Annotated in this window: 16 protein-coding genes; 4 read left to right on the top strand and 12 right to left on the bottom strand. The window is 49.8% G+C overall.

The window, feature by feature from the left end; genetic code table 11:
• Window positions 1–90: 90 nt before the first annotated feature.
• The 5 genes from BMX14_RS14930 to BMX14_RS14910 all read right to left on the bottom strand — a co-directional run bounded on the left by BMX14_RS14930 (window position 91) and on the right by BMX14_RS14910 (window position 10,942).
• Window positions 91–1,488 carry an efflux transporter outer membrane subunit gene (locus BMX14_RS14930; RefSeq protein WP_092678135.1) on the bottom strand — a complete coding sequence of 466 codons (1,398 nt, stop codon included), beginning with the start codon at window positions 1,486–1,488 and terminating at the stop codon, window positions 91–93.
• Window positions 1,485–4,589, bottom strand: a complete 3,105-nt coding sequence (locus tag BMX14_RS14925; protein WP_092678133.1) for an efflux RND transporter permease subunit — start codon at window positions 4,587–4,589, stop codon at window positions 1,485–1,487. The genes BMX14_RS14930 and BMX14_RS14925 overlap by 4 nt, the downstream gene beginning before the upstream one ends.
• Window positions 4,586–7,777 carry an efflux RND transporter permease subunit gene (locus tag BMX14_RS14920; RefSeq protein ID WP_092678131.1) on the bottom strand — a complete coding sequence of 1,064 codons (3,192 nt, stop codon included), beginning with the start codon at window positions 7,775–7,777 and terminating at the stop codon, window positions 4,586–4,588. Before BMX14_RS14920 ends, BMX14_RS14925 begins: the two co-directional genes overlap by 4 nt.
• Entirely contained in the window at window positions 7,777–9,000 is a 1,224-nt protein-coding gene (locus tag BMX14_RS14915; RefSeq protein ID WP_092678129.1) for an efflux RND transporter periplasmic adaptor subunit, read from the bottom strand. The genes BMX14_RS14920 and BMX14_RS14915 overlap by 1 nt, the downstream gene beginning before the upstream one ends.
• Window positions 9,001–9,208: 208 nt before the next feature.
• Window positions 9,209–10,942: a penicillin-binding transpeptidase domain-containing protein gene (locus BMX14_RS14910; RefSeq protein WP_092678127.1), complete on the bottom strand. Its 1,734-nt coding sequence runs from the start codon at window positions 10,940–10,942 to the stop codon at window positions 9,209–9,211.
• Between the two features lie 438 nt (window positions 10,943–11,380).
• On the opposite strand from BMX14_RS14910, the gene galR reads away from it, so the two are divergent.
• Window positions 11,381–12,388 (top strand): HTH-type transcriptional regulator GalR, encoded by a 1,008-nt coding sequence (gene galR, locus BMX14_RS14905; protein ID WP_092678177.1) that lies wholly within the window; start codon window positions 11,381–11,383, stop codon window positions 12,386–12,388.
• Between the two features lie 9 nt (window positions 12,389–12,397).
• On the opposite strand, the gene lysA is transcribed toward galR, so the two are convergent.
• Window positions 12,398–13,669: a diaminopimelate decarboxylase gene (gene lysA / locus BMX14_RS14900; protein ID WP_092678125.1), complete on the bottom strand. Its 1,272-nt coding sequence runs from the start codon at window positions 13,667–13,669 to the stop codon at window positions 12,398–12,400.
• A 110-nt stretch (window positions 13,670–13,779) separates the two neighbouring features.
• Between lysA and BMX14_RS14895 the strand changes: the two genes are divergently transcribed.
• The 3 genes from BMX14_RS14895 to ykgO all read left to right on the top strand — a co-directional run bounded on the left by BMX14_RS14895 (window position 13,780) and on the right by ykgO (window position 15,192).
• Window positions 13,780–14,700 carry a LysR family transcriptional regulator gene (locus BMX14_RS14895; RefSeq protein WP_092678123.1) on the top strand — a complete coding sequence of 307 codons (921 nt, stop codon included), beginning with the start codon at window positions 13,780–13,782 and terminating at the stop codon, window positions 14,698–14,700.
• An 85-nt stretch (window positions 14,701–14,785) separates the two neighbouring features.
• Window positions 14,786–15,055: a type B 50S ribosomal protein L31 gene (locus BMX14_RS14890; protein WP_092678121.1), complete on the top strand. Its 270-nt coding sequence runs from the start codon at window positions 14,786–14,788 to the stop codon at window positions 15,053–15,055.
• Entirely contained in the window at window positions 15,052–15,192 is a 141-nt protein-coding gene (ykgO, locus tag BMX14_RS14885; RefSeq protein ID WP_048913566.1) for a type B 50S ribosomal protein L36, read from the top strand. The genes BMX14_RS14890 and ykgO overlap by 4 nt, the downstream gene beginning before the upstream one ends.
• A gap of 136 nt (window positions 15,193–15,328) precedes the next feature.
• On the opposite strand, the gene BMX14_RS14880 is transcribed toward ykgO, so the two are convergent.
• The 6 genes from BMX14_RS14880 to BMX14_RS14845 form a co-directional block, all read right to left on the bottom strand.
• A complete protein-coding gene (locus tag BMX14_RS14880) occupies window positions 15,329–15,823 on the bottom strand; it encodes a DUF2569 domain-containing protein (protein WP_092678119.1) in 495 nt (164 codons plus the stop codon).
• 183 nt (window positions 15,824–16,006) lie between these two features.
• A complete protein-coding gene (locus BMX14_RS16655; RefSeq protein ID WP_177173180.1) occupies window positions 16,007–16,516 on the bottom strand; it encodes a hypothetical protein in 510 nt (169 codons plus the stop codon).
• Between the two features lie 249 nt (window positions 16,517–16,765).
• Complete coding sequence (locus tag BMX14_RS14865; protein ID WP_230527525.1) at window positions 16,766–17,365, bottom strand: adhesin; 600 nt, start codon at window positions 17,363–17,365, stop codon at window positions 16,766–16,768.
• A 74-nt stretch (window positions 17,366–17,439) separates the two neighbouring features.
• Window positions 17,440–17,892, bottom strand: coding sequence for a hypothetical protein (locus tag BMX14_RS14860; RefSeq protein WP_092678113.1), 453 nt, complete (start codon window positions 17,890–17,892; stop codon window positions 17,440–17,442).
• Window positions 17,893–17,894: 2 nt separating this feature from the next.
• Window positions 17,895–18,737, bottom strand: coding sequence for a VENN motif pre-toxin domain-containing protein (locus BMX14_RS14855; RefSeq protein ID WP_268993461.1), 843 nt, complete (start codon window positions 18,735–18,737; stop codon window positions 17,895–17,897).
• A gap of 240 nt (window positions 18,738–18,977) precedes the next feature.
• A partial coding sequence (locus BMX14_RS14845; RefSeq protein ID WP_230527524.1) for a VENN motif pre-toxin domain-containing protein occupies window positions 18,978–19,953 on the bottom strand: 976 nt, incomplete at its 5' end.

The following is a 19,953-nucleotide window of genomic DNA, read 5'->3' as shown; positions in this document are numbered from 1 at the left end:
TCGATACCTTTGATTAAACACGTTTAACGCTCTGCTGACAAATTTTGTCGTTAAATATAAGTTAACTTATTTAATGACTTACTGTGATAATCACTGATCGGTCGCATGCCAACCGCCGCCCAAGGCGGCAATTAATGCGACGCTACTCACCCACTGCTGGCTTTGTAACTGCAGTAACGATTGTTGCTCGCTGAGACTACTGTTTTCGGTGGTCGCCACATCGAGGTAATCGATCATTCCAGCATCGTATTGATTACGGGTGACTTGAGCTGAGGTCATCGCCGCCTGTGCCGAGGCTTGTTGAGCGGTAATCTCCTCGCCCAGCGTATTCAATTCAACCAAATTATCTTCGACATCCTGCATCGCGGTTAACACGGTTTGTCGATAGTTAGCGACTTGAGCATCATAGGCGGCGCGTGCTTGGGCAACGGAGGCTTTGGTCGCACCGAAATCCAAAATGGTGCCACTCAGTTCAGGCCCAAGTGACCATACCCGATAAGGTAGCGAGAACAGGTTGTGCAGTTCGCTGGCACTGGTCCCGCCGGACGCACTCAGCGTAAGATCAGGGAAATAACCGGCAATCGCGACACCAATTGCTTCGTTCGCCGCCGCCATCGAGCGTTCGGCTACCGCAATATCGGGGCGGCGCTGTAATAGCTTAGAAGGCACCATCACCGGTATTGTCGGTAAGGTTGCGGTGAGCGGCGCGGCAGCTAAGGAGAACTCCGCCGGGGTTTTACCCAATAGCACAGCAATAGCGTGTTCGTATTGCGCCCGTTGCCACGTTATCCCGAGCAAGGTCGACCGTGCGCTCTGTAATTGCATCTGTGCTTGAGCAACCGTCGCTCTATTTTCACTGCCCGCTTGATATTTATTATTGATGATCCGCAAATACCTTTGGTAGGCATCGATACTTTTCTGATAAAGCGCGATACGCTGGTCTAGGATCCTCAATTGGAAATAGTTTTGCGCTAACGTACTTTGTGCGCTGAGGGTAGCGTTGGCGAGATCGGCTTGGCTTGATTGCGCACTCGCCCGGTCTTCAGCGGCTTGACGGCGCAATTTGCCCCACAAGTCCAGCTCCCAGCTGGCACTAAGTTGTGCCGAATGGCTGTTACTAGTGGTTCGTTGCCCCGAGCTGGCGCTGCCACTGCGCGTCGATTGCACATCACCCGTGACGGTCGGATAGAGATTGGCCGTGGCTTGATCGGTAAGCGCCAGGGCTTGCCGATACTGTGCGGCATACATGGCCACGTTTTGGTTATAGATCGCCACTTGGGAAAGTAACTGATTCAGTTGCGGATCTTGATAGATCTGCCACCACTCCCCTTTTTGTACGGTATCCTGTGGCTGTGCTTGCTGCCAGCCTTTTGCCTCTTTAAACGCTAACGGCATAGACTGCGTGGGCCAATGATAGTCTGGGCCGACCATACACCCGGTTAGCATCAGCAACATACTGAGAGTCGAGATTTTACAAGCTAATTTCATGACGCATTTCCTGAATGACGAAAACGGTGCCAGCGTTGACGAGTCACCTGACTCAATTTGTCTAGCCATAGATACACGACTGGCGTTGTAAAGAGCGTTAAGAGCTGGCTAAGCGCTAGCCCACCGGCAATCGCAATCCCCAGCGGGCTACGGAGGTCAGCATCGCCGCCACTCCCTAGTGCCATCGGCAGGGCCCCGAAAAACGCCGCTAAGGTGGTCATCATAATCGGACGAAAACGCTTTAAGCAGGCTTCGGTAATCGCTTGTTGCGACGTCATACCGCGTCGCTCGGCATCCAGCGCGAAATCGATCAACATTATGGCGTTCTTCTTCACAATACCAATCAGCAAGATAATGCCGATCAGCGCGATGACCGTCAGCTGGGTATTCGTTAAGATTAACAGTAACAGTGCCCCGACCCCGGCAGAGGGTAGCGTCGATAAGATAGTGAGCGGGTGAATATAGCTTTCATACAACATCCCGAGAACGATATAGACCGCAGCCAAGGCCGCTAGGATCAACCAAGGTAAGGTCGCCGTTAACTGGCTAAAGGCTTGCGCTGTTCCTTGGAAACTGGCGGCGATGGTATCCGGTACGCCGATCTTCGCCATGGTCTGTTTAATCACCGCCTGCGCCTGTTCCAGCGAGACGCCATCGGCTAAGTTAAACGCGAGGGTACTGGTTGCCGATTGCCCTTGGTGCGCGACCGATAATGGCGCATTCGCGCCACTAAACTTCGCGATAGCGGAAAGCGGAATGCGGTCGCCCTCATCGTTGAGCACATAAATCTTCGACAGTTCATTCGCGTCCTGTGTGTTGCTGCTTTGCAACATCATCACTACCTTATATTGATTTAAGGTTTTATACAGGGTCGCAATTTGCCGCTGACTGAAGGCATTATTCAGCATAGTGTCCAGCATGTTGACGTCCACGCCAAGTCGCATTGCCGCATCACGATCGATGGTGATCATCACCTCTTGGCCACCCGTTTGCGAATCGGAGTCGACACTGGTCAATTGCGGTAACGCACTAAATGCCTTTTGAACTTTTGGCGTCCACTCGCGTAATAGCGCCAGATCGTCGGCTTGTAGGCTGTATTGATACGAGGCATTCGCACTCCGCCCACCTACCCGTAAATCTTGCGCCGCCATCAAGAACATCTGGGCACCGGCGACCTGACTGCCCTTCATACTGAGTCGGTTAGCGATTTCCGTCGCGGATGCCTTGCGTTGATCCAGCGATTTAAGTTTCACAAAAAAGGTCGCTGAACTACGCGATCCAAACATTCCACCGCCGCGAGAGGACATCACTGCATCGACATCCGGATCCTGTAAGATCAGCTGAGTAAACTGATTGACCTTCGGCGTCATCGCCTCAAACGAGACACTCTGGTCAGCCCTGACCATCCCCATCAACATTCCGGTATCTTGGTCGGGGAAAAAGCCTTTCTGTACCACAGTGAAAAGGTAGAAGTTCAATAACACTGTCGCCAACAGCCCTATCATGGTTATTTTTTGGTGGGCAAGTACCCACTTCAATCCACGGCTATAGAGATTTAATAACGCGGTTAATCGACGTTCAATCCATTGAAAAACCGGATGAGGACGATGCGTCACCGGTGGACGACGTTTGAGTAAGCGTGCGCAGAGCATAGGGGTAAGACTGAGCGAAACAAACATCGAAATGACTAACGAGACCGATAAGGTGACCGCAAATTCTCTGAATAGCCGCCCAACGATACTGCCCATGAGAAGAATAGGAATAAATACGGCAATGAGTGATGCGGTCATGGAAAGTACCGTAAAGCTTACCTCTTTCGCCCCGCGGATCGCCGCCCTTACCGGGCTTAACCCCTCTTCGATATGTCGAATAATATTTTCCAATACCACTATCGCATCGTCGACCACGAAACCGGTGGCAATGATCAATGCCATCAGCGACAGGTTGTCGAGGCTATAACCGAGCAGATACATAACGATGCAGGTACCGATCAGCGATACGGGCAAAGCTAACGCGGGGATCAAGACCGAACGCCAATCCCTTAGGAAGATAAACACCACCGCGACCACTAACATCACGGCGACTAGCAAAGTCTCTTCTGTCTCGTATAAGGAGGCGCGTACATTTGGCGAGCGGTCTAAGACTAGCTGCAAGGAGGTATCCGCTGGTAATTGTTCGCGCAGTTGTGGCAGCTTAGCTTTGATCTCGTCAATAGTCACCAGCATGTTAGCCCCCGCTTGGCGGGTCACCCCAAGCATCACCGCAGGGTTACCATTGAGCGCACCGGCGACATATTTATCCTGTACTCCATCGTAGATGGTCGCGACATCTTTTAAACGTAACGCCTTACCGTCCTGGTAACGGATAATAAGATCCTGATAGAGCGCGGCGTTATCTAACTGGCTATTACTGTCAATCGACCAGGAGAGATGGGGACCCTGAATGATCCCCTTGGGTAAATTGGAGGTACTATTGGCGACCGCTTTACGCACTTCATCCAACGAGACGCCGTACTGCGTAAGCTTGTTGGGTTGTAAATCGATCCGCACTGCCGGTAAGGCACTGCCCATCAGCGACACTTCACCCACCCCACTCACCTGCGCCAAAACTTGCTCGATTTTGCTCTCGGCAATATCGTATAACTGCCCTGTAGTGCGGGTCTTCGACGTTAGGGCCAATAAGACGATCGGCGCATCCGAAGGGTTGGCCTTACGATAGGTCGGTAACGACGGCATACTGCTAGGGAGCAGGCTGCGTGACGCGTTAATCGCCGCCTGTACATCACGCGCCGCACCATTGATATCACGGTCGAGATCAAACTGTAACACGATTCGGGTAGAGCCTTGGGAACTGCTGGAGGTCATCTCAGACACCCCGGCAATTTGCCCTAATGCTCGCTCCAATGGCGTCGCGACCGTGGCTGCCATGGTCTCAGGGTTCGCCCCCGGTAAGCTTGCCGACACCATGATGGTGGGAAAATCAATCTGCGGTAATGGCGCGACCGGTAACAGTCGATACCCCAAAAAGCCGAGCAAGACTAACGCCAAGGTCAGTAATAAGGTGGCGACCGGACGGAAAATAAATAAGCGTGTAATATTCATCGTTCATCCTGACGACGTTGCTGTTTCTTAGCAATGAAACGGCGTCCACGTTCAGACCAGTGATCGAACCAGAGATAGATGACTGGGGTAGAGAATAACGTTAACACTTGGCTGACAATCAGGCCGCCGACAATTACCAGTCCCAGAGGTTGACGTAGCTCCGCCCCTGAGCCACTGGCTAACATTAACGGTAAGGCCCCCAGCAATGCGGCCATCGTGGTCATTAAGATGGGGCGAAAACGCAGTAAACATGCCTGGTGTATCGCCTCACGCGGCGATAGATGCTGTTCATGCTCAGCCTGCAGGGCGAAGTCGATCATCATAATCGCATTCTTCTTGACGATACCGATCAGCAAAATCACCCCAATCAGCGCGATCAAACTAAACTCGCTGCCACTCAAGAGGAGTGCCAACAACGCACCGATCGCCGCCGAAGGCAGGGTCGAGAGGATGGTGACCGGATGAATAAAGCTCTCATAGAGGATGCCTAACACGAGGTACATGGTGAGCAGCGCCGCGAGAATCAACCACAATGTATTGCTGGTGGCGCTCTGGAACGAGGAAGCCTCACCTTGGTACTGTAAGGAAATACTGTCTGGTAGCGAGAGCTGTTGGCTCACCTCACTGATGGCCTGCTGTGCCTCTTCAATCGAGTACCCCTCCGCCAAGTTGAAAGAGACCATGACCGCCGGATATTGGTTGAGACGCATATTCATTAACGATCCGAGGCGTTGATGAACCGTCGCCACCGCGGTCAATTTGACCATGCCGCTATCGGTAGACGTCGAAGTAGAGGTAGACGAAGTGGTTGAGCTTGAGCTCGACGAACTTGAGCTGCTGGACGTGCTGCTTGAGGTCACCGAGCTTTTCAGCCAAATATCATCCAGTGAAGCCGGAGTTTGCTGATATTGTGGTGCCACTTCCATCACGACTCGATATTGGTTGGACTGGGTAAAGATCGTCGAGATTAAGCGCTGACCGAAGGCATTATACAGTGCCGTATCGACGTCCGACGCGGTGATCCCTAAGCGCGAGGCTTTATCTCGGTCCAAATCGACATAGGCAATCCGGCCTTGGTCCTGCAGATTACTGACAACATCGCTAAATTCTGGCCGTTTGGCGAGTGCCGCGATTAACTGTGGTGTCCACTTTACCAAGTTCTCGCTACTCAGATCCGTCAGCGTGAATTGGTATTGGTTTGGCGTCACTTGGTCATTGACGGTTAAATCTTGCGACGACTGTAAATAAAGCTGGATACCGGGTACCTGTTTAGCCGCCTGTTTGAGTTCGGTAATCACCTTATCGGCCCGCTCGCTCCGGTCTTCAAACGATTTCAACGTAATTTGTAAGTGCCCACTATTAAGGCTGGTATTAGTGCCATCGATACCGATGGTCGAGGTTAAGGCATCAACATTTTCATTCTTGAGGATAATCGCGGCCAATTGCTTTTGACGTTTGGTCATCTCTTGAAACGACACGTCTTGCGAAGCAATCGTAATCCCTTGGATCATTCCGGTATCTTGCTGAGGGAAGAAGCCTTTCGGTACCACGACATAGAGCAACGCGGTCAGCACAAAGGTGCCGACCGCCACCAGTAGCGTCAACTTCTGATGATTCAGCACCACGCTGAGTAACCGGTCATAGCCTCGCACAATCTTCTCGAACCATTGCTCGCCTTTCTGCGCGAAGCGTGACTGCTGCTCGGGAGGCGTGTGCTTCAGTAAGTAAGCACAAAGCATCGGCGTCAAGGTTAAGGAGACAAACATCGATACCAATATCGATACCGCAAGCGTAATGGCAAACTCACGGAATAAGCGCCCCACCACATCGCCCATAAACAGCAGCGGGATTAAGACGGCAATTAATGAGAAGGTTAACGAGATGATGGTGAAACCAATCTGTTGCGAGCCTTTTAAGGCCGCTTGCATCGGGGACTCGCCCTCTTCGAGACGGCGCGAAATATTCTCCACCACCACAATGGCATCATCAATCACGAATCCGGTAGCAATGGTTAACGCCATCAAAGTGAGGTTGTTAAGACTGAAGCCCAGCAGGTACATTACGCCGAAGGTGCCAATCAGCGAGAGAGGCACCGCAACACTTGGGATCAGCGTTGCCGCAATGTTGCGTAGAAACAGGAAAGTCACCATCACCACTAACGCAATGGAGAGCACCATCTCGAATTGGACATCACTGATCGAGGCACGGATGGTCTGGGTGCGGTCTGCAACAATCTGTAGTTTTACGCCATCGGGTAAGGTCTGCTGCAATGTTGGCAGCTGTGCCTTGATATCATCAACCACCTGAATAACGTTAGCACCGGGCTGTCGCTGCACGTTCATAATGATCGCTGGGTGGTTATCCGCCCAAGCCGATTGGAAGGTGTTTTCAGCCCCTTGGGTGATAGTGGCAATATCTTTTAACCGAAGCGCTGCGCCATTCTGCCAAGTGATAATAAGGTTAGCGTACTCTTCAGGGGTACGCAGTTGATCGTTGGCATCGAGGGTGACCGAGTGGTATTTTCCATCGAAGCCGCCCTTAGAGCCATTGACATTACTGTTGCCCACCACGGTATTCACCTCTTCTAACGTGAGGTGATGGGCGGCCAGTGCCGTTGGGTTCAACTGGATACGGATCGCTGGCTTGTTGCCCCCGTCTAGGCTGACCAAGCCCACGCCGGAAATCTGCGAGAGCTTTAATGCGACTCGCGTATTCAGTAGGTCTTGTACGCGGGTTAAGGAGAGGCTATCAGAGGTCGCGGCAACGGTTACGACAGGCGTATCCGCTGGGTTGACCTTTTTATAGGTTGGCGGATTAGGCAGATCACTGGGTAATAAACTATTGGCCGAGTTAATGGCCGCTTGCACTTCTTGCTCTGCTACATCAAGCGAGATGGTTAAGCCGAAGCGTAGCGTGATAAGTGACGAACCGGAGGACGAACTCGAGGTCATGGCACTTAAGCCACTCATCTCGCCTAATTCACGCTCTAACGGGGCTGTCACCGAGGTGGACATCACTTCCGGGCTAGCACCGGGATAAAGCGTGGTCACTTGGATTGTTGGGTAATCAACTTGGGGCAACGCCGACACCGATAAGAACCGATAGGCAAAGATCCCAGATAATAGGACTGCCACCATTAACAGTACGGTGGCGACCGGGCGTTGGATAAAAAGACGAGATGGATTCATTACTCAGCCTTATTTTCTGCAGCCTGAGTCTCTTTTGCATCAGCAACCGTCACCTTGCTACCCGTCGTCAGTCGATCAATACCATCAGAGACTAATTTATCGCCAGGCTTCACCCCAGATAGAATGACTTGCTGGTCATTACCATATAACGGCCCCGTTTTCACGGCTTGACGCACCACGGTGTTATCCGGTTGGATAATAAACACAAAGCTGCCATCGCTACTGAGTTGGATCGCTTGGGTCGATACCACCGTCGCCTGCTTTAATAGGTCAATTTGCAGACGTAAGTTCACGAACTGATTAGCGAATAGCGCTTCATTCTGATTAGCGAACATCGCTTTCAGGGCGACACTCCCGGTGCTGGTGTCGATGGTATTGCTGATAAAGCGTACATCGCCCTGTGCCAAGACCGTCGAACCGTCTTGATCGAGCGCGGTGGCCGGTAACGCTTGGCCTTGATGTAACTTACTGGCGAGTTGCCCCACATAACTTTGTGGCACACTAAAAGTGACCCCTGCGGGTTGCATCTGGGTAATGGTCACAATGCCGGTGCTATCACCACTCTGCACTAAGTTCCCCGCATCGACCAGACGCAAGCCAACCCGTCCGGTTACCGGGGCGGTGATCCGGGCATAACTGATGCTGACCTTAGCGTTATTGATCTGCGCAATATCTTGTTGCACGGTGCCCCGATACTGGCCAACCGTGGCGATTTGGCTTTCAAGATCTTGCTTAGAGAGGGAGTCCTGAGCGTAGAGCTTACGGTAGCGGGCTAAGGTTAACTCGGCGTTTTTGAGAAGCGCTTGGTTCTCCGCTAAGGCCCCTTGATACTGCGCTAAGGTTGCTTGGTAGTCTCGATCATCGATCTGCGCCAGTAACTGCCCTGCCGTCACCTTTTGCCCCTCAGTGAAGAGGACCTTATCGAGCTGACCGGTAATGCGGCTGGTGACCGTCACGCTGGCATTAGGAACGACGGTACCCGGCGCCGATACGTAGACCGGGACATCTGCTTGTTGGGCATTCACCGCATGGACGATGGTAGCGCTTCCCGCCCCCATCCCTGGCCTCATCGAATGTCTTCCCGATGGCGCACCGCCTGCTGTGGATGAAGAGTGCGTAAAGAATAGACGCCAAGCGATCACTGCCAGCACAATAACAATAAGAATAACGGCCAGTTTTTTGAGCCAAGCACGACGCGCCGGTCGCTGAGAAGTATTGGTCATGGTTCTTCTTAATCATCAGGAGACACAAACAACCTTCTGTCGCGCAGAGGCTAACAGCGAGGTCAAAGTAGCCTTCATTATTAGCAAGCTGGCGCTGAGTTGCCAGAATAAATTAGTAAGGAAGACGTTAAATTATTTCTGCCAGCGTAAACATGGCGCAGAGAAAAGAAAAGGACGGTCAGCTGACCGTCCTGAACACACCGAAAACTTAGTGTTGCGCTTGAGGATCTAGCGGGGTGTAGAGGGCATCTGGCGCAATATTCATATGCTTCAATACGGGGCCTATAATATTCCCGAATACCGGTGCCGCGACGCTTCCGCCGAAGTGGTCGCCTGCGGTGGGGTGGTTAATCATAATCACTAAGGCCACCACCGGATGACTGGCGGGGGCAACCCCTGCGGTGTAGTTGATGTAACCGCCATCATATTTACCGTTACTGCCCATTTTTTCGGCGGTACCCGTCTTAATCGCTAGACGATAGCCGGGTACTGCTGCGCGAACCCCTGAACCACCGGGTAAGGCATCACTTTCCATCATATGTACGACACTGCGTACCACATCTTCGTCCGCTACGCGGGTGCCAACAACCGGCGGCGTTACCTTAGTGATAGAGAGCGGACGATACAGCCCAAACGAACCGAGTGTGGCGTATTCACGAGCAATTTGCAGCGGCGTAACCCGTAGCCCATAGCCGAACGAAAAGGTGGCCCGCTCAATATCCGCCCAGCGTTGACGGTGCAGTGGGAAGTAACCCACACTTTCTCCAGTCAATCCTAAGCCCGTTGAGCGGCCGAGCCCAAAGGAACGGTAAGTGTTCACCAACACATCCGCAGGCATCGCTAGCGCGATATGCGACACCCCGATATCACTCGATTTTTGCAATATGCCGGTCATGGTCAGACGTGGCCAGTGGCCGACATCGCGAATTAAGTGTCCGTTGACACTATAGGGCGTGGTATCCAACACCGAATCCGGACGCACTAAATGACGCTGTAGCCCTTCCATCACTACCAACGGTTTTACGGTTGACCCCGGTTCAAAACTGTCGTTAATCGCCACATTACGCATCTGCGCGGCATTTGCCCCTTCGTAATTATTCGGGTTGTAGGAGGGATAAGAAGCCATCCCTAACACTTCGCCGGTATCCACTCGCACCATCACGGCCGCGCCAGAGTCGGCCTTATTTAGCACGACACCATCACGTAATTTCGAAAACATGGTGTATTGAATAAATTTATCGATACTCAGTTGCACGGTCGGTGGCTGAGTCGGTGGCTGGTAGCTGAGCATGGAAATAATATTGCCATGGCGGTCTTGGCGGTATTTCTCTTTACCCGGCACACCTTGTAGCAAGGTGTCGAAACTATGTTCTAAGCCATTCAGCCCTTTATTGTCGGCACCGACAATACCAATCAGCGGTGCGGCCGCCTCCGCCATCGGATAATATCGACTGTCATCGTAGACCGAGGTCAAACCTTGTAAATGCAAACTAGAGATATCTTTAGCGATGCCCAATTCAACTTTACGTCCCAGGTAGAGGAACCGTTTTTTGGCGTTAGCCATGATTAGGTTAGCCAGCTGTTCTGGACGCATATTTAAGGCATTAGCCAAATAGGCCCACTTAGGGCTATAAAAATCGGGATTGGCTTCGAGAATTTTTAACGGATCGGCGATGATATCGCGTGACGGTACACTTAAGGCAACGGTTTCACCATTACGGTCCAATAAGGTCCCGCGGTTGGTCGGTAAGGTTACCGTTCGTAGGGAGCGCTGGTCAGCTTCATGCTCCAGCATCGGTTGGTCGACTAATTGTAGATCGCCGACACGTAACAGCAACAACCCTAAGCAGGCCACGACCCCGAGGCAGACCAGACGAAACCGAAATGAGTTAAACGGCGATTTGGCTGAGTCCTTTCCTGTTTTCTTTTTTATCCGGGGCATAGCAATCCGATAGGTTTAAAGTAAAGATAAATTTATTAGTAGTTTACCTTAAAAAGCCGTTATTCGGTCCGAAAACTGTGTTTCAGTTCGTAATTGATGGAATAGGCGAGATGTAAGGGCTTGAAAATTATAAAATAACTGGTTTTTCAGCTAAAAAAAAACCTGCGCTGACGCGCAGGCTGGTGTAATCCATGGATAGATGTTCACCGATTAATACCTCTGGGAGAATTACTTTACTGAAAACAGACAAGAAACCGCCAGCCTTAAAACGCAACAGAATCCCGCAAAATGTAACTAACATTAAGTATGGTAACGTTTAAACGCCAATTCCTCTGACTTTAGAGCGAAACTGAGATCTACGCGGCGTTTGTCGAGGTTACATAGCCTGATGATTGGCGTAACATAATGGAGTGTAAACGTTTACCCTGGAAGTTTATTATGGCTACTATCAAGGATGTCGCCCGATTAGCGGGGGTTTCCGTCGCAACGGTATCGCGTGTCCTCAATCAATCCCCGAAAGCTAGTGCTCACTCACAAAAAGTCGTGGCTGAAGCCATGACACAGCTAAATTATATTCCTAATGCCAATGCCCGCGCCCTTGCCCAGCAATCGACCGCCACCTTAGGTTTGCTGGTCAATGATGTGTCGGATCCCTTTTTCGGCGCGATGGTTAAGGCGGTCGATCAAGTCGCGATTCAGACCGGCAACTTTTTGTTGATCGGTAACGGCTATCATCGCGCCTCGCAAGAGAAATTAGCCATTGAGCAGCTGATCCGCCATCAATGCCAAAGCCTTGTGGTGCATGCAAAAATGATTAGCGATGAAGATCTGCAAGCGATTATGCGACAAATTCCTGGAATGGTGGTTAATAACCGCGTGGTAAAGGGGTTCGAGTCGCGCTGTATCGCCCTCGATAACCGTTATGGCAGTTGGCTAGCGACGCGGCATTTGATCAGTCAGGGTCATCAAAAGATCGCCTATATCTGCTCTACCCATTCGATTTCAGATGCCAAAGAACGCCTTGAGGGTTATCAAGACGCGCTGCGCGATCACGGATTAACGCCACAAACCGAGTTTATCGCTTATGGCGAACCGGATGAGAATGGCGGCGAGCAAGCGATGGTGTCACTGTTGGCGCAGGGCCGACACTTTACGGCGATTGCGTGCTATAACGACTCGATGGCAGCGGGTGCGCTCGCGGCCTTGACCGATAATGGTTTACAGGTTCCTGAACAGATCTCGATTATTGGCTTCGATGATGTCCACGTTTCCCGCTATGTTCGCCCACGTCTCACCACCGTTCGCTACCCTGTTGTCGCGATGGCACAGCAGGCGGCGCGCCTAGCGTTAGCGTTAGGGAATGGTTTAGCGCCACCGCCGGTGACGCATCTTTTCCAACCAACCTTAGTCATTCGCCACTCGGTGGCACGCTTAGACGAGCTATAGCCTACGCCCTCAGCAGTTTAGAGGCTGAGCGTGCTCTAGCGCGAGAAGCTCATCGACCGTTTGCCGACGACGGATCTCGATAGCACGTCCTTGATCGAGCAAGACTTCGGGGATTAACGGGCGGCTGTTGTAGTTCGAAGACATAGACGCCCCATAGGCTCCGGTGTCGTGAAAGACTAAATAGTCCCCGACCTGAGATTGCGGCAGGTCACGCGGTTCAACTTCTCCGCCCGCCAGCTGAGTAAACACGTCCCCGGATTCGCAGAGCGGTCCTGCAACCAGTGTCTGTTGAGGGGGGCGCCCGCTGGCATCACTCCCGTCCGCAGGCATTAGCGAAATATGGTGATAGCTACCGTACATCGCTGGACGCATCAGATCGCTGAATCCCGCATCGACTAAGGTGAAGTGACGGTTCCCCATCCATTTAGTGCCGCGCACTTCACTGACGAGTACGCCTGATTGCGCGACAAGGAAGCGTCCCGGTTCGATCTCGAGGGTCACCCGATGCCCAAGATGTGCAGCGATGCGCTGACGCGCCTGATCCCATAAAGAGAAGTAATGCGCAGGATCGATCTCCTGTTCTTCAAAGGTATAAGGGGTCGATAAGCCGCCGCCTGCCGAGATAGCCTGCAGGTCACAACCGCTAGTCAGCACTTGCTCGACCATCGCATCACACACCTGTTGCAGATGTTGATAATCCACCCCTGAGCCAATATGCATATGTAAGCCTTCAAGCTGCAAGCCGGCCTGATGGATCACCGCCAGCGCATCCGGCAGTTGTTGGTACCAGATACCGTGCTTACTGTTCTCGCCACCGGTATTGGTTTTCTGACTGTGACCGTGACCAAAACCAGGGTTAATGCGTAACCAGACGCGATGCCCCGGCGATAGCGCAGCCAGTTGCTTGAGCATATCGATGGAGCCGGTGTTAACCGTCACGTTGAGCTCGACAACTCGAGCCAAGCCTTCCCGATCAAGGAGGTCAGCGGTAAAGACAATATCGTTACCTTGCGGTTGATAGCCAGCCTGTAAGGCGCGAGTCAGTTCCCCCACGGATACTGAGTCGACCTTAACCCCTTCTTCTCGCATTAGGCGCAGAATATGCGTATTCGAGCAGGACTTCTGCGCAAAACGGATCACATCAAACTGACGCAGCTTAGCGATTTGCTGGCGAATAATTTGGGCATCATACGCCCAGAATGGCCCTTGATAATGCTGGGCTAACGCTAGAAGTTGAGTCTGGTGTAAGGCGGTTGCGGGGTCGGTGATCGGGGTGGGCATAATGTTCTCCTTAAGCAATACCCTCAGTAAGCCATACTCTTTCTATATTGAAAAATATCATTTAATCGATACTCTATTCATTTTTGATATACCTAATAACGAGAAGCGTGATGACTCCATTGAGCTGGCGACAAATTGAAATATTCCATGCGGTGATGACTCAAGGCACCTTAACCAGTGCGGCAGCGCTATTACGTACCTCCCAGCCCACCTTAAGCCGAGAGTTAGCGCGTCTCGAGCATCAGTTAACCGTGCCGTTGTTTCGACGCAGCCAAGGACGCTTACACCCAACTCAGCAAGGATTCCGATTGTTTGAGGAGGTCCAACGTAGCTGGTATGGCCGTCAGCGTATCCAAGAGACCGCCGCCGGGTTGGCACAGTTCGACCAATCAGAAATGACCATCGCCTGCTTACCGGCTTTTTCACAATCTCTACTGCCCCATGCCTGTGCAGAATATCTACGCGACTACCCCGCCGCCAGTATGACCATCACCCCGCAAGAGTCGCCATTACTTGAAGAGTGGTTGACGGCACAACGTTTTGATCTCGGGATTACTGAGACGCAATCGGTGCCTGAGGGCTGCGAGATTGATAATTTACTAACCGTCGATGAAGTCTGTGTGCTGCCCGGCGATCATCCCTTGGCTTCTCGTAAAGTGCTTCGCCCCCACGACTTTAGCGAACTGCCTTTTATTAGCCTGTCACGCACCGACAGCTATCGACAGCTGCTCGACCAACTGTTTCAAGCAGAAGGTGTTTCTCGCCACCTGGCCCTCGAAACTCACAGTGCCGCTTCGGTGTGTGCCATGGTTGGACAAGGCTGTGGGGTGTCGATCATCAATCCGCTGACCGCTGTCGATTACTTGGCCCATAACGTGGTGATGCGCCGATTCAGTGTCTCGGTGCCTTTTACCGTCAGCGTTGTGACCCCGCGTCACCGCCCCGACTCCGCCGCCCGTAACATGTTTAGTCGCTATTTAAGGATGACGAGCGCTACCTTGCAGCAGCGCATCGACCAAGCGCTAACCTGATAATCGAATAATTTTGAACGAAGGGCTTGCACCGCTTATAACGATCCTTTATTGTTATATTATAACATTACATTTAGGAGCGACTATGAAACCCGCTATCCACCCCGCTTATCGTCAAGTGGTGTTCCACGATTTAGGGGCCGATCACTATATGGTGATCGGATCAACGATTAAGACCGACCGCACGGTCGAATACCAAGGTAAGGTTTATCCCTACGTCACGTTGGATGTCTCTGCCCACTCGCACCCTTTCTATACCGGTAAGCAGAAAGAGTTTGCCAAAGAAGGCAGTGCCGCGCGCTTTGCCCAACGCTTTGGCCGTTTTTTCGATCACAGCAAAAAGGATAAAGAATGAAAGTCCTCAGCTCACTAAAGTCCGCTAAACAGCGTCACCCTGATTGCAAGATCGTCCGTCGCCACGGTCGCGTCTTCGTTATCTGTAAAAGTAACCCACGTTTTAAAGCGGTTCAGGGTACGAAGAAAAAACGTTAAACTTTTCAACGATAAAAGCCAGAAGGTTTCTGGCTTTGTTTGAAGGGTCGATACAGTAGTGTGAATAATTAATCGTTGGGGGTGTTACTAATACAGGCTTCACGTTAGCGGTAATAATATCAACTAATCAGATCGACTACCGACAAAAAACGGTATTAATTCTTTTGGAAAGCAAAAAGTAAGGGATCCATATTACAACCCCAAAAAGCCCATTCAATATTATCCCTATATCTTCCCTTTCATATTGAGTGTTATCAACGACAACAGGAAGAACAGAAAAATATAACGCGCTGATCATCCCTATCAGATAGTAAATTATCATGACTTTTCGAGTGTTTTTCTTGCGTCTAAAAAAGGACAAGGATGCATAAAGTGGGGTAAGAAAATCAACGATCAGGAACGTAACTGCCGCCATGGCGTCAAAAGACAAGAAACTCGTTTCTTCGAAATGATCAACTACAATCATAGTGAAACTGCAAATGTCCTTTGTACTACGAACAATTCCTAGGATAAGCCCTATGGCAGGAAGATACAGCAGTCCATTGATTTTTCTCGACTCTATATTTTCACAGGCATCACAGAGTCCAGACTCTTTGTTTGCTTCTGAACAGTTACATTCTATACATTTCATTTCTCACTCCATTTTTCATCCATGGTATGGTAGTAATATCTTTGATAATTTTAACGGGTAGATAGGGACTTATAGTATTTTTAGTAAAAAACTGTCTACTTTCGAGCCACCTGCACCGATAACATTAAAAATAAAATCATATATAGGGTTAGTCGCAAATATTTTTGCCACAGCATTGGCCGTTTAATTATTAACTGCTCCGCTCATAAACCTCATATCGGAACCATCCTTAAACACCGCACCGCCTACCGCTATTCCAACGTTCTGCTGGATACTACGCCCAGGTGCCAGTGCCCCAGTAATTCCTGACGCTATACTACTTTTTTTAGTCCAACGCTTATTTTCATTTCCGGGTTTGCTCAGGTCAAACCACTGATAAGAACTATTAGCGATTTCCGCAATCACTGCACCGCCCTCAACTTTACCTACTGATGCTGCAGGCCACAGATACCAAGCACCCGGAATCAGCAAACCATCCGTATAACCCTCAACAATGGCTTTTGTGATATTCGCTCCCTCCGGCAAATCCCCTTTCACATGCTGACTGAGCGCTGTATTGATTTCATCTGGGGTTGCGCCTTGCTGAGCCATAGACATTGCTAATGAAGACGCTGACTGACCATAATCCGCCATTCCCGATGGCAGACTCAGTGCATTATTCTTAACGACAATCCCGGACCGATTGGCTAACATTGGCAAGGTTACTCAGGTTCGGAGGGAGGTTTTTTGCGGAAGTTAAATTTACCTATCAAATTAAAAAAAATTGCAGCTAAGGTAATAGCGCCCCCCGATATACAACTAAATACTAAGGTTCTTTTTACGTGATAAAGTGGGTAAAAAAAGTATCCATTATTAAGGTAATTTATAAAAGCTACGACTCCAGTCAATACGAAGTAGACGATGCTACAAAAAATGCATGAATAACCCAAAAGTTTTAGATAATTAATCATTTTTTGTATCCTTCGAGTTTAATTTACTTTCCTGAGAAGCTTTTATCATATCTTTAGTAAACCCGCCAACTACCTCCGAACCGCCAGCACCGATAACATCATAAATAAACTCAGGTATATGGTTCGCCCCGGTTATTTTCCCCACAGCACCAGGAGCTAACCCCCCAAATTTTCCTCCGGCCCATGCCCCCAAAGCAGCACCACCAACAGATCCCATATCAGGCCCATCCGTAAACACCGCACCGCCTACCGCTATTCCAACATTTTGCTGGACAGTTCTTCCCGGAGCAAGCATTCCCGAAATCCCTGAGCTTACGCTACTTTTCCAGTCCCAGCTTTTGTTTTCGTTACCTGGACGGCTCAGGTCAAACCATTGGTAGCTTCCATTCGCTATCTCTGCGATAATTCCTCCGCCAATCACTTTACCCACCGATGCTGCAGGCCCCAGATACCAAGCACCCGCAATCAGCAAACCATCCGTATAACCCTCAACAATGGCTTTTGTGATGTTCGCTCTCTCCGGTAAATCCCCTTTCACATGCTGACTGAGCGCTGTATTGATTTCATCTGGGGTTGCACCTTGCTGAGCCATGGACATTGCTAATGAAGAGGCTGATTGACCATAATCCGCCATTCCCGATGGCAGACTCAGCCAGTTATTCTCAACTATCTCTCCAAACGTTTTAATGTGTGAAAAAAATCATCTATATCGAAAAAATACTGCCAATGTTCATATTTTGTACATTTCGATATTTCATATCCATTATCTGATTTACCTATATATATTTCAGAAATATCCGTACCTCGACAGGCAAATCTCAGACAATGTGACGCCCGATAATCAAACATTTTATCAACCAGATAATCTTTATTTATATCTAAGCTTTCGTAAAAATGTTGAACTTTTTTTGCTAGAGACTCTTGATTTCCTTCACTTACAGGAAATTTTTCATTTCTAATAACACCTTCATTTTCCACAAGCCAATCAATAAGTTCAGATAATTTTAGTTCCCCAATATATAAAGAGTAACTTATGTTATCGATTTTAATAGATAATGAAATTAACTGAGATTCGTTATCCAAAATTTCCTTAAGAACAATGATACTTAGTTTATTCATCATTATTTTCCTTTAATCATTTTGTTGTAATCAGCTTTACTGATATTTCCTTGTGAAAGTAACTCGCGTAATACTTTTGGTGGAGCTTCATTGCCTGGAATTGGATAGCCATGCCAACCTCCAGCATTATCCGGCTGGAATTCATATAATTTACCATCACTCATTCCGTAGCGTTGTTTACCGCCTTGGATTGAGTTATCTATAACCTCTTGGGCTTTTGTATCACTCAAATCCATTTTAGTCCCCCACCCCCCAGAAGCATGCTTAGGACTAGGTATATATTTGTTACTACCCTCAGACAAATAAGCCAAATCATCCTTACTTGGCCCATCCGGAAGCGGCGTTACTGTACTCGTGCCACCCGTATTGACTAAACCATCACTATTACCTGTATGTGTCGGACCTGACGCTAAGGGCTGATTGTTACCCGTATTGACTAGCCCTTGTTGGTCGCTATGACCCGGATTAATCAACTTACTGTCTGTCAGTTCTCTATCCGGTTTCGGGAAGACCGTGATTAAGCCTTTTTGATCCTGCCCTACCATATAATTATAGGCAGCCCGTTGTTCCGGGGTCAGTCGTTCTATCAGATCAGCCTTACCAGACATTGCTACGCTAAAGACATAATCCCGTTCAGAGGAGGAAAGGTTATCTAGCGCGGTTTTTGCTGCTCCGATACCCAGTAATGCACCGAGTCCTTTCTCCACGACCATATTTCGACATGTGGCGACCTCAGCACATGCTGTGACGCCGAGTCGTGCCACGGCTGATAAATTATTATTCTCAACCGTCACCTTCCCCGCCTGCATCCCTGCCATGGCGCTGGCCATTTCGCCGCCGACCAGTCCGACCGCTAACTCTTCGACTAATATCGGACATCGAATTTCCAGAACACGAAGCCCGCAGGAATACCTAACAGACTGATCTTTAAGATCGTAATCATCTCATTTTTTCCAAAAGGGAAAGATTTATCAAAATCCCAGATTAACCAGCCTTTTAGAAGATAGGAGAAAGTTCCTATCATAATTAAAGCTATGCACATTAATAAACACATCAAAAATAATGTCCATATCGGCTTTTTAGGACTATTTAGTTTCATTTTTACCTCCAGATACAGCTTTTTCTAAAGCGTCTCCGGTTACTCCTGAAACAAAAGTGTCGCCTAAATTACCCATGACTGATGGTACAGAACTTTGTGGCGCAGGCTTTGTTATTGTCCAGACTCCTGTTGGAACCCATTCATATTGTTTTGATACTGGATTTAGAATCTTGTCCATTGGTACTTTAATAACATTACCCGCAGAAAAACCTGCTGAAGCACCAGCCTTACTCAGCAGCGCTGCCATAAATGGATCATCGCCGCTAATTTCAGCCTGGTAGTAACCACCTGCCGCATTCCAGGCCATTGTCGGGTTATAACCTTTACCAGCAGTAACGGCACCAATAACACCAGAGCCAATTACATCCGATAGTTTCACTTCGCCTGTCGTACCATATTGAATACCAGCACCCAGCCCGGCACCCACACCCACAGCAATAAGCTGCTCTTTGGTATTATTCACGGCATTGGTGATGATGGCTTTTCCGCCCATGATTGCCACCGGCCACGATGTAGGATCCATAACTACAGACATCACCCGATCGCCCGTGGTTATATTATCGTTAAGGAATTTCAGATCCGAACCGTTAAGATATTTCACCATGGCGGCCGCATCAGGATCTTTCAGTTTCTCACTCAATCTTACCTGATATCTGTCAGCATCCAGGGCAACGTTAGTATCGGCCTGTATCAGCTCTTCCCATGTCACGCAGGTCACACCACCGCCGGTACAGGCATTCTTAAGCTCTTTGCTGTTTTTGTTGCTGATATCAATATATTTCTCGACAACCTTCTGGCAGTCACCGCCTGATTTCTTGCAGTCCTGCATTTCCTTGTCGAGCTGACGGGATTCATCTTCATGCAGATAGTTATTCTCAACCGTCACCTTCCCCGCCTGCATCCCTGCCATGGCGCTGGCCATATCGCCGCCGACTAACCCGCCCGCCAAACCGGCGGCAAGG

It is taken from the genome of Rosenbergiella nectarea (assembly GCF_900111105.1).
GTDB lineage: Bacteria > Pseudomonadota > Gammaproteobacteria > Enterobacterales > Enterobacteriaceae > Rosenbergiella > Rosenbergiella nectarea.
This window is presented reverse-complemented; position numbering and strand designations above follow the sequence as displayed.

What these genes read in the sequence shown, in the direction of transcription:
- BMX14_RS14925 (WP_092678133.1), bottom strand. Translation starts at nt 4,589, where the DNA reads ATGAATATTACACGCTTATTTATTTTCCGTCCGGTCGCCACCTTATTA.
- BMX14_RS14865 (WP_230527525.1), bottom strand. Translation starts at nt 17,365, where the DNA reads ATGGCTCAGCAAGGTGCAACCCCAGATGAAATCAATACAGCGCTCAGT.
- BMX14_RS14910 (WP_092678127.1), bottom strand. Translation starts at nt 10,942, where the DNA reads ATGCCCCGGATAAAAAAGAAAACAGGAAAGGACTCAGCCAAATCGCCG.
- BMX14_RS14930 (WP_092678135.1), bottom strand. Translation starts at nt 1,488, where the DNA reads ATGAAATTAGCTTGTAAAATCTCGACTCTCAGTATGTTGCTGATGCTA.
- BMX14_RS14915 (WP_092678129.1), bottom strand. Translation starts at nt 9,000, where the DNA reads ATGACCAATACTTCTCAGCGACCGGCGCGTCGTGCTTGGCTCAAAAAA.
- ykgO (WP_048913566.1), top strand. Translation starts at nt 15,052, where the DNA reads ATGAAAGTCCTCAGCTCACTAAAGTCCGCTAAACAGCGTCACCCTGAT.
- BMX14_RS14920 (WP_092678131.1), bottom strand. Translation starts at nt 7,777, where the DNA reads ATGAATCCATCTCGTCTTTTTATCCAACGCCCGGTCGCCACCGTACTG.
- lysA (WP_092678125.1), bottom strand. Translation starts at nt 13,669, where the DNA reads ATGCCCACCCCGATCACCGACCCCGCAACCGCCTTACACCAGACTCAA.
- BMX14_RS14895 (WP_092678123.1), top strand. Translation starts at nt 13,780, where the DNA reads ATGACTCCATTGAGCTGGCGACAAATTGAAATATTCCATGCGGTGATG.
- BMX14_RS14860 (WP_092678113.1), bottom strand. Translation starts at nt 17,892, where the DNA reads ATGAATAAACTAAGTATCATTGTTCTTAAGGAAATTTTGGATAACGAA.
- BMX14_RS14890 (WP_092678121.1), top strand. Translation starts at nt 14,786, where the DNA reads ATGAAACCCGCTATCCACCCCGCTTATCGTCAAGTGGTGTTCCACGAT.
- galR (WP_092678177.1), top strand. Translation starts at nt 11,381, where the DNA reads ATGGCTACTATCAAGGATGTCGCCCGATTAGCGGGGGTTTCCGTCGCA.
- BMX14_RS14880 (WP_092678119.1), bottom strand. Translation starts at nt 15,823, where the DNA reads ATGAAATGTATAGAATGTAACTGTTCAGAAGCAAACAAAGAGTCTGGA.
- BMX14_RS16655 (WP_177173180.1), bottom strand. Translation starts at nt 16,516, where the DNA reads ATGTTAGCCAATCGGTCCGGGATTGTCGTTAAGAATAATGCACTGAGT.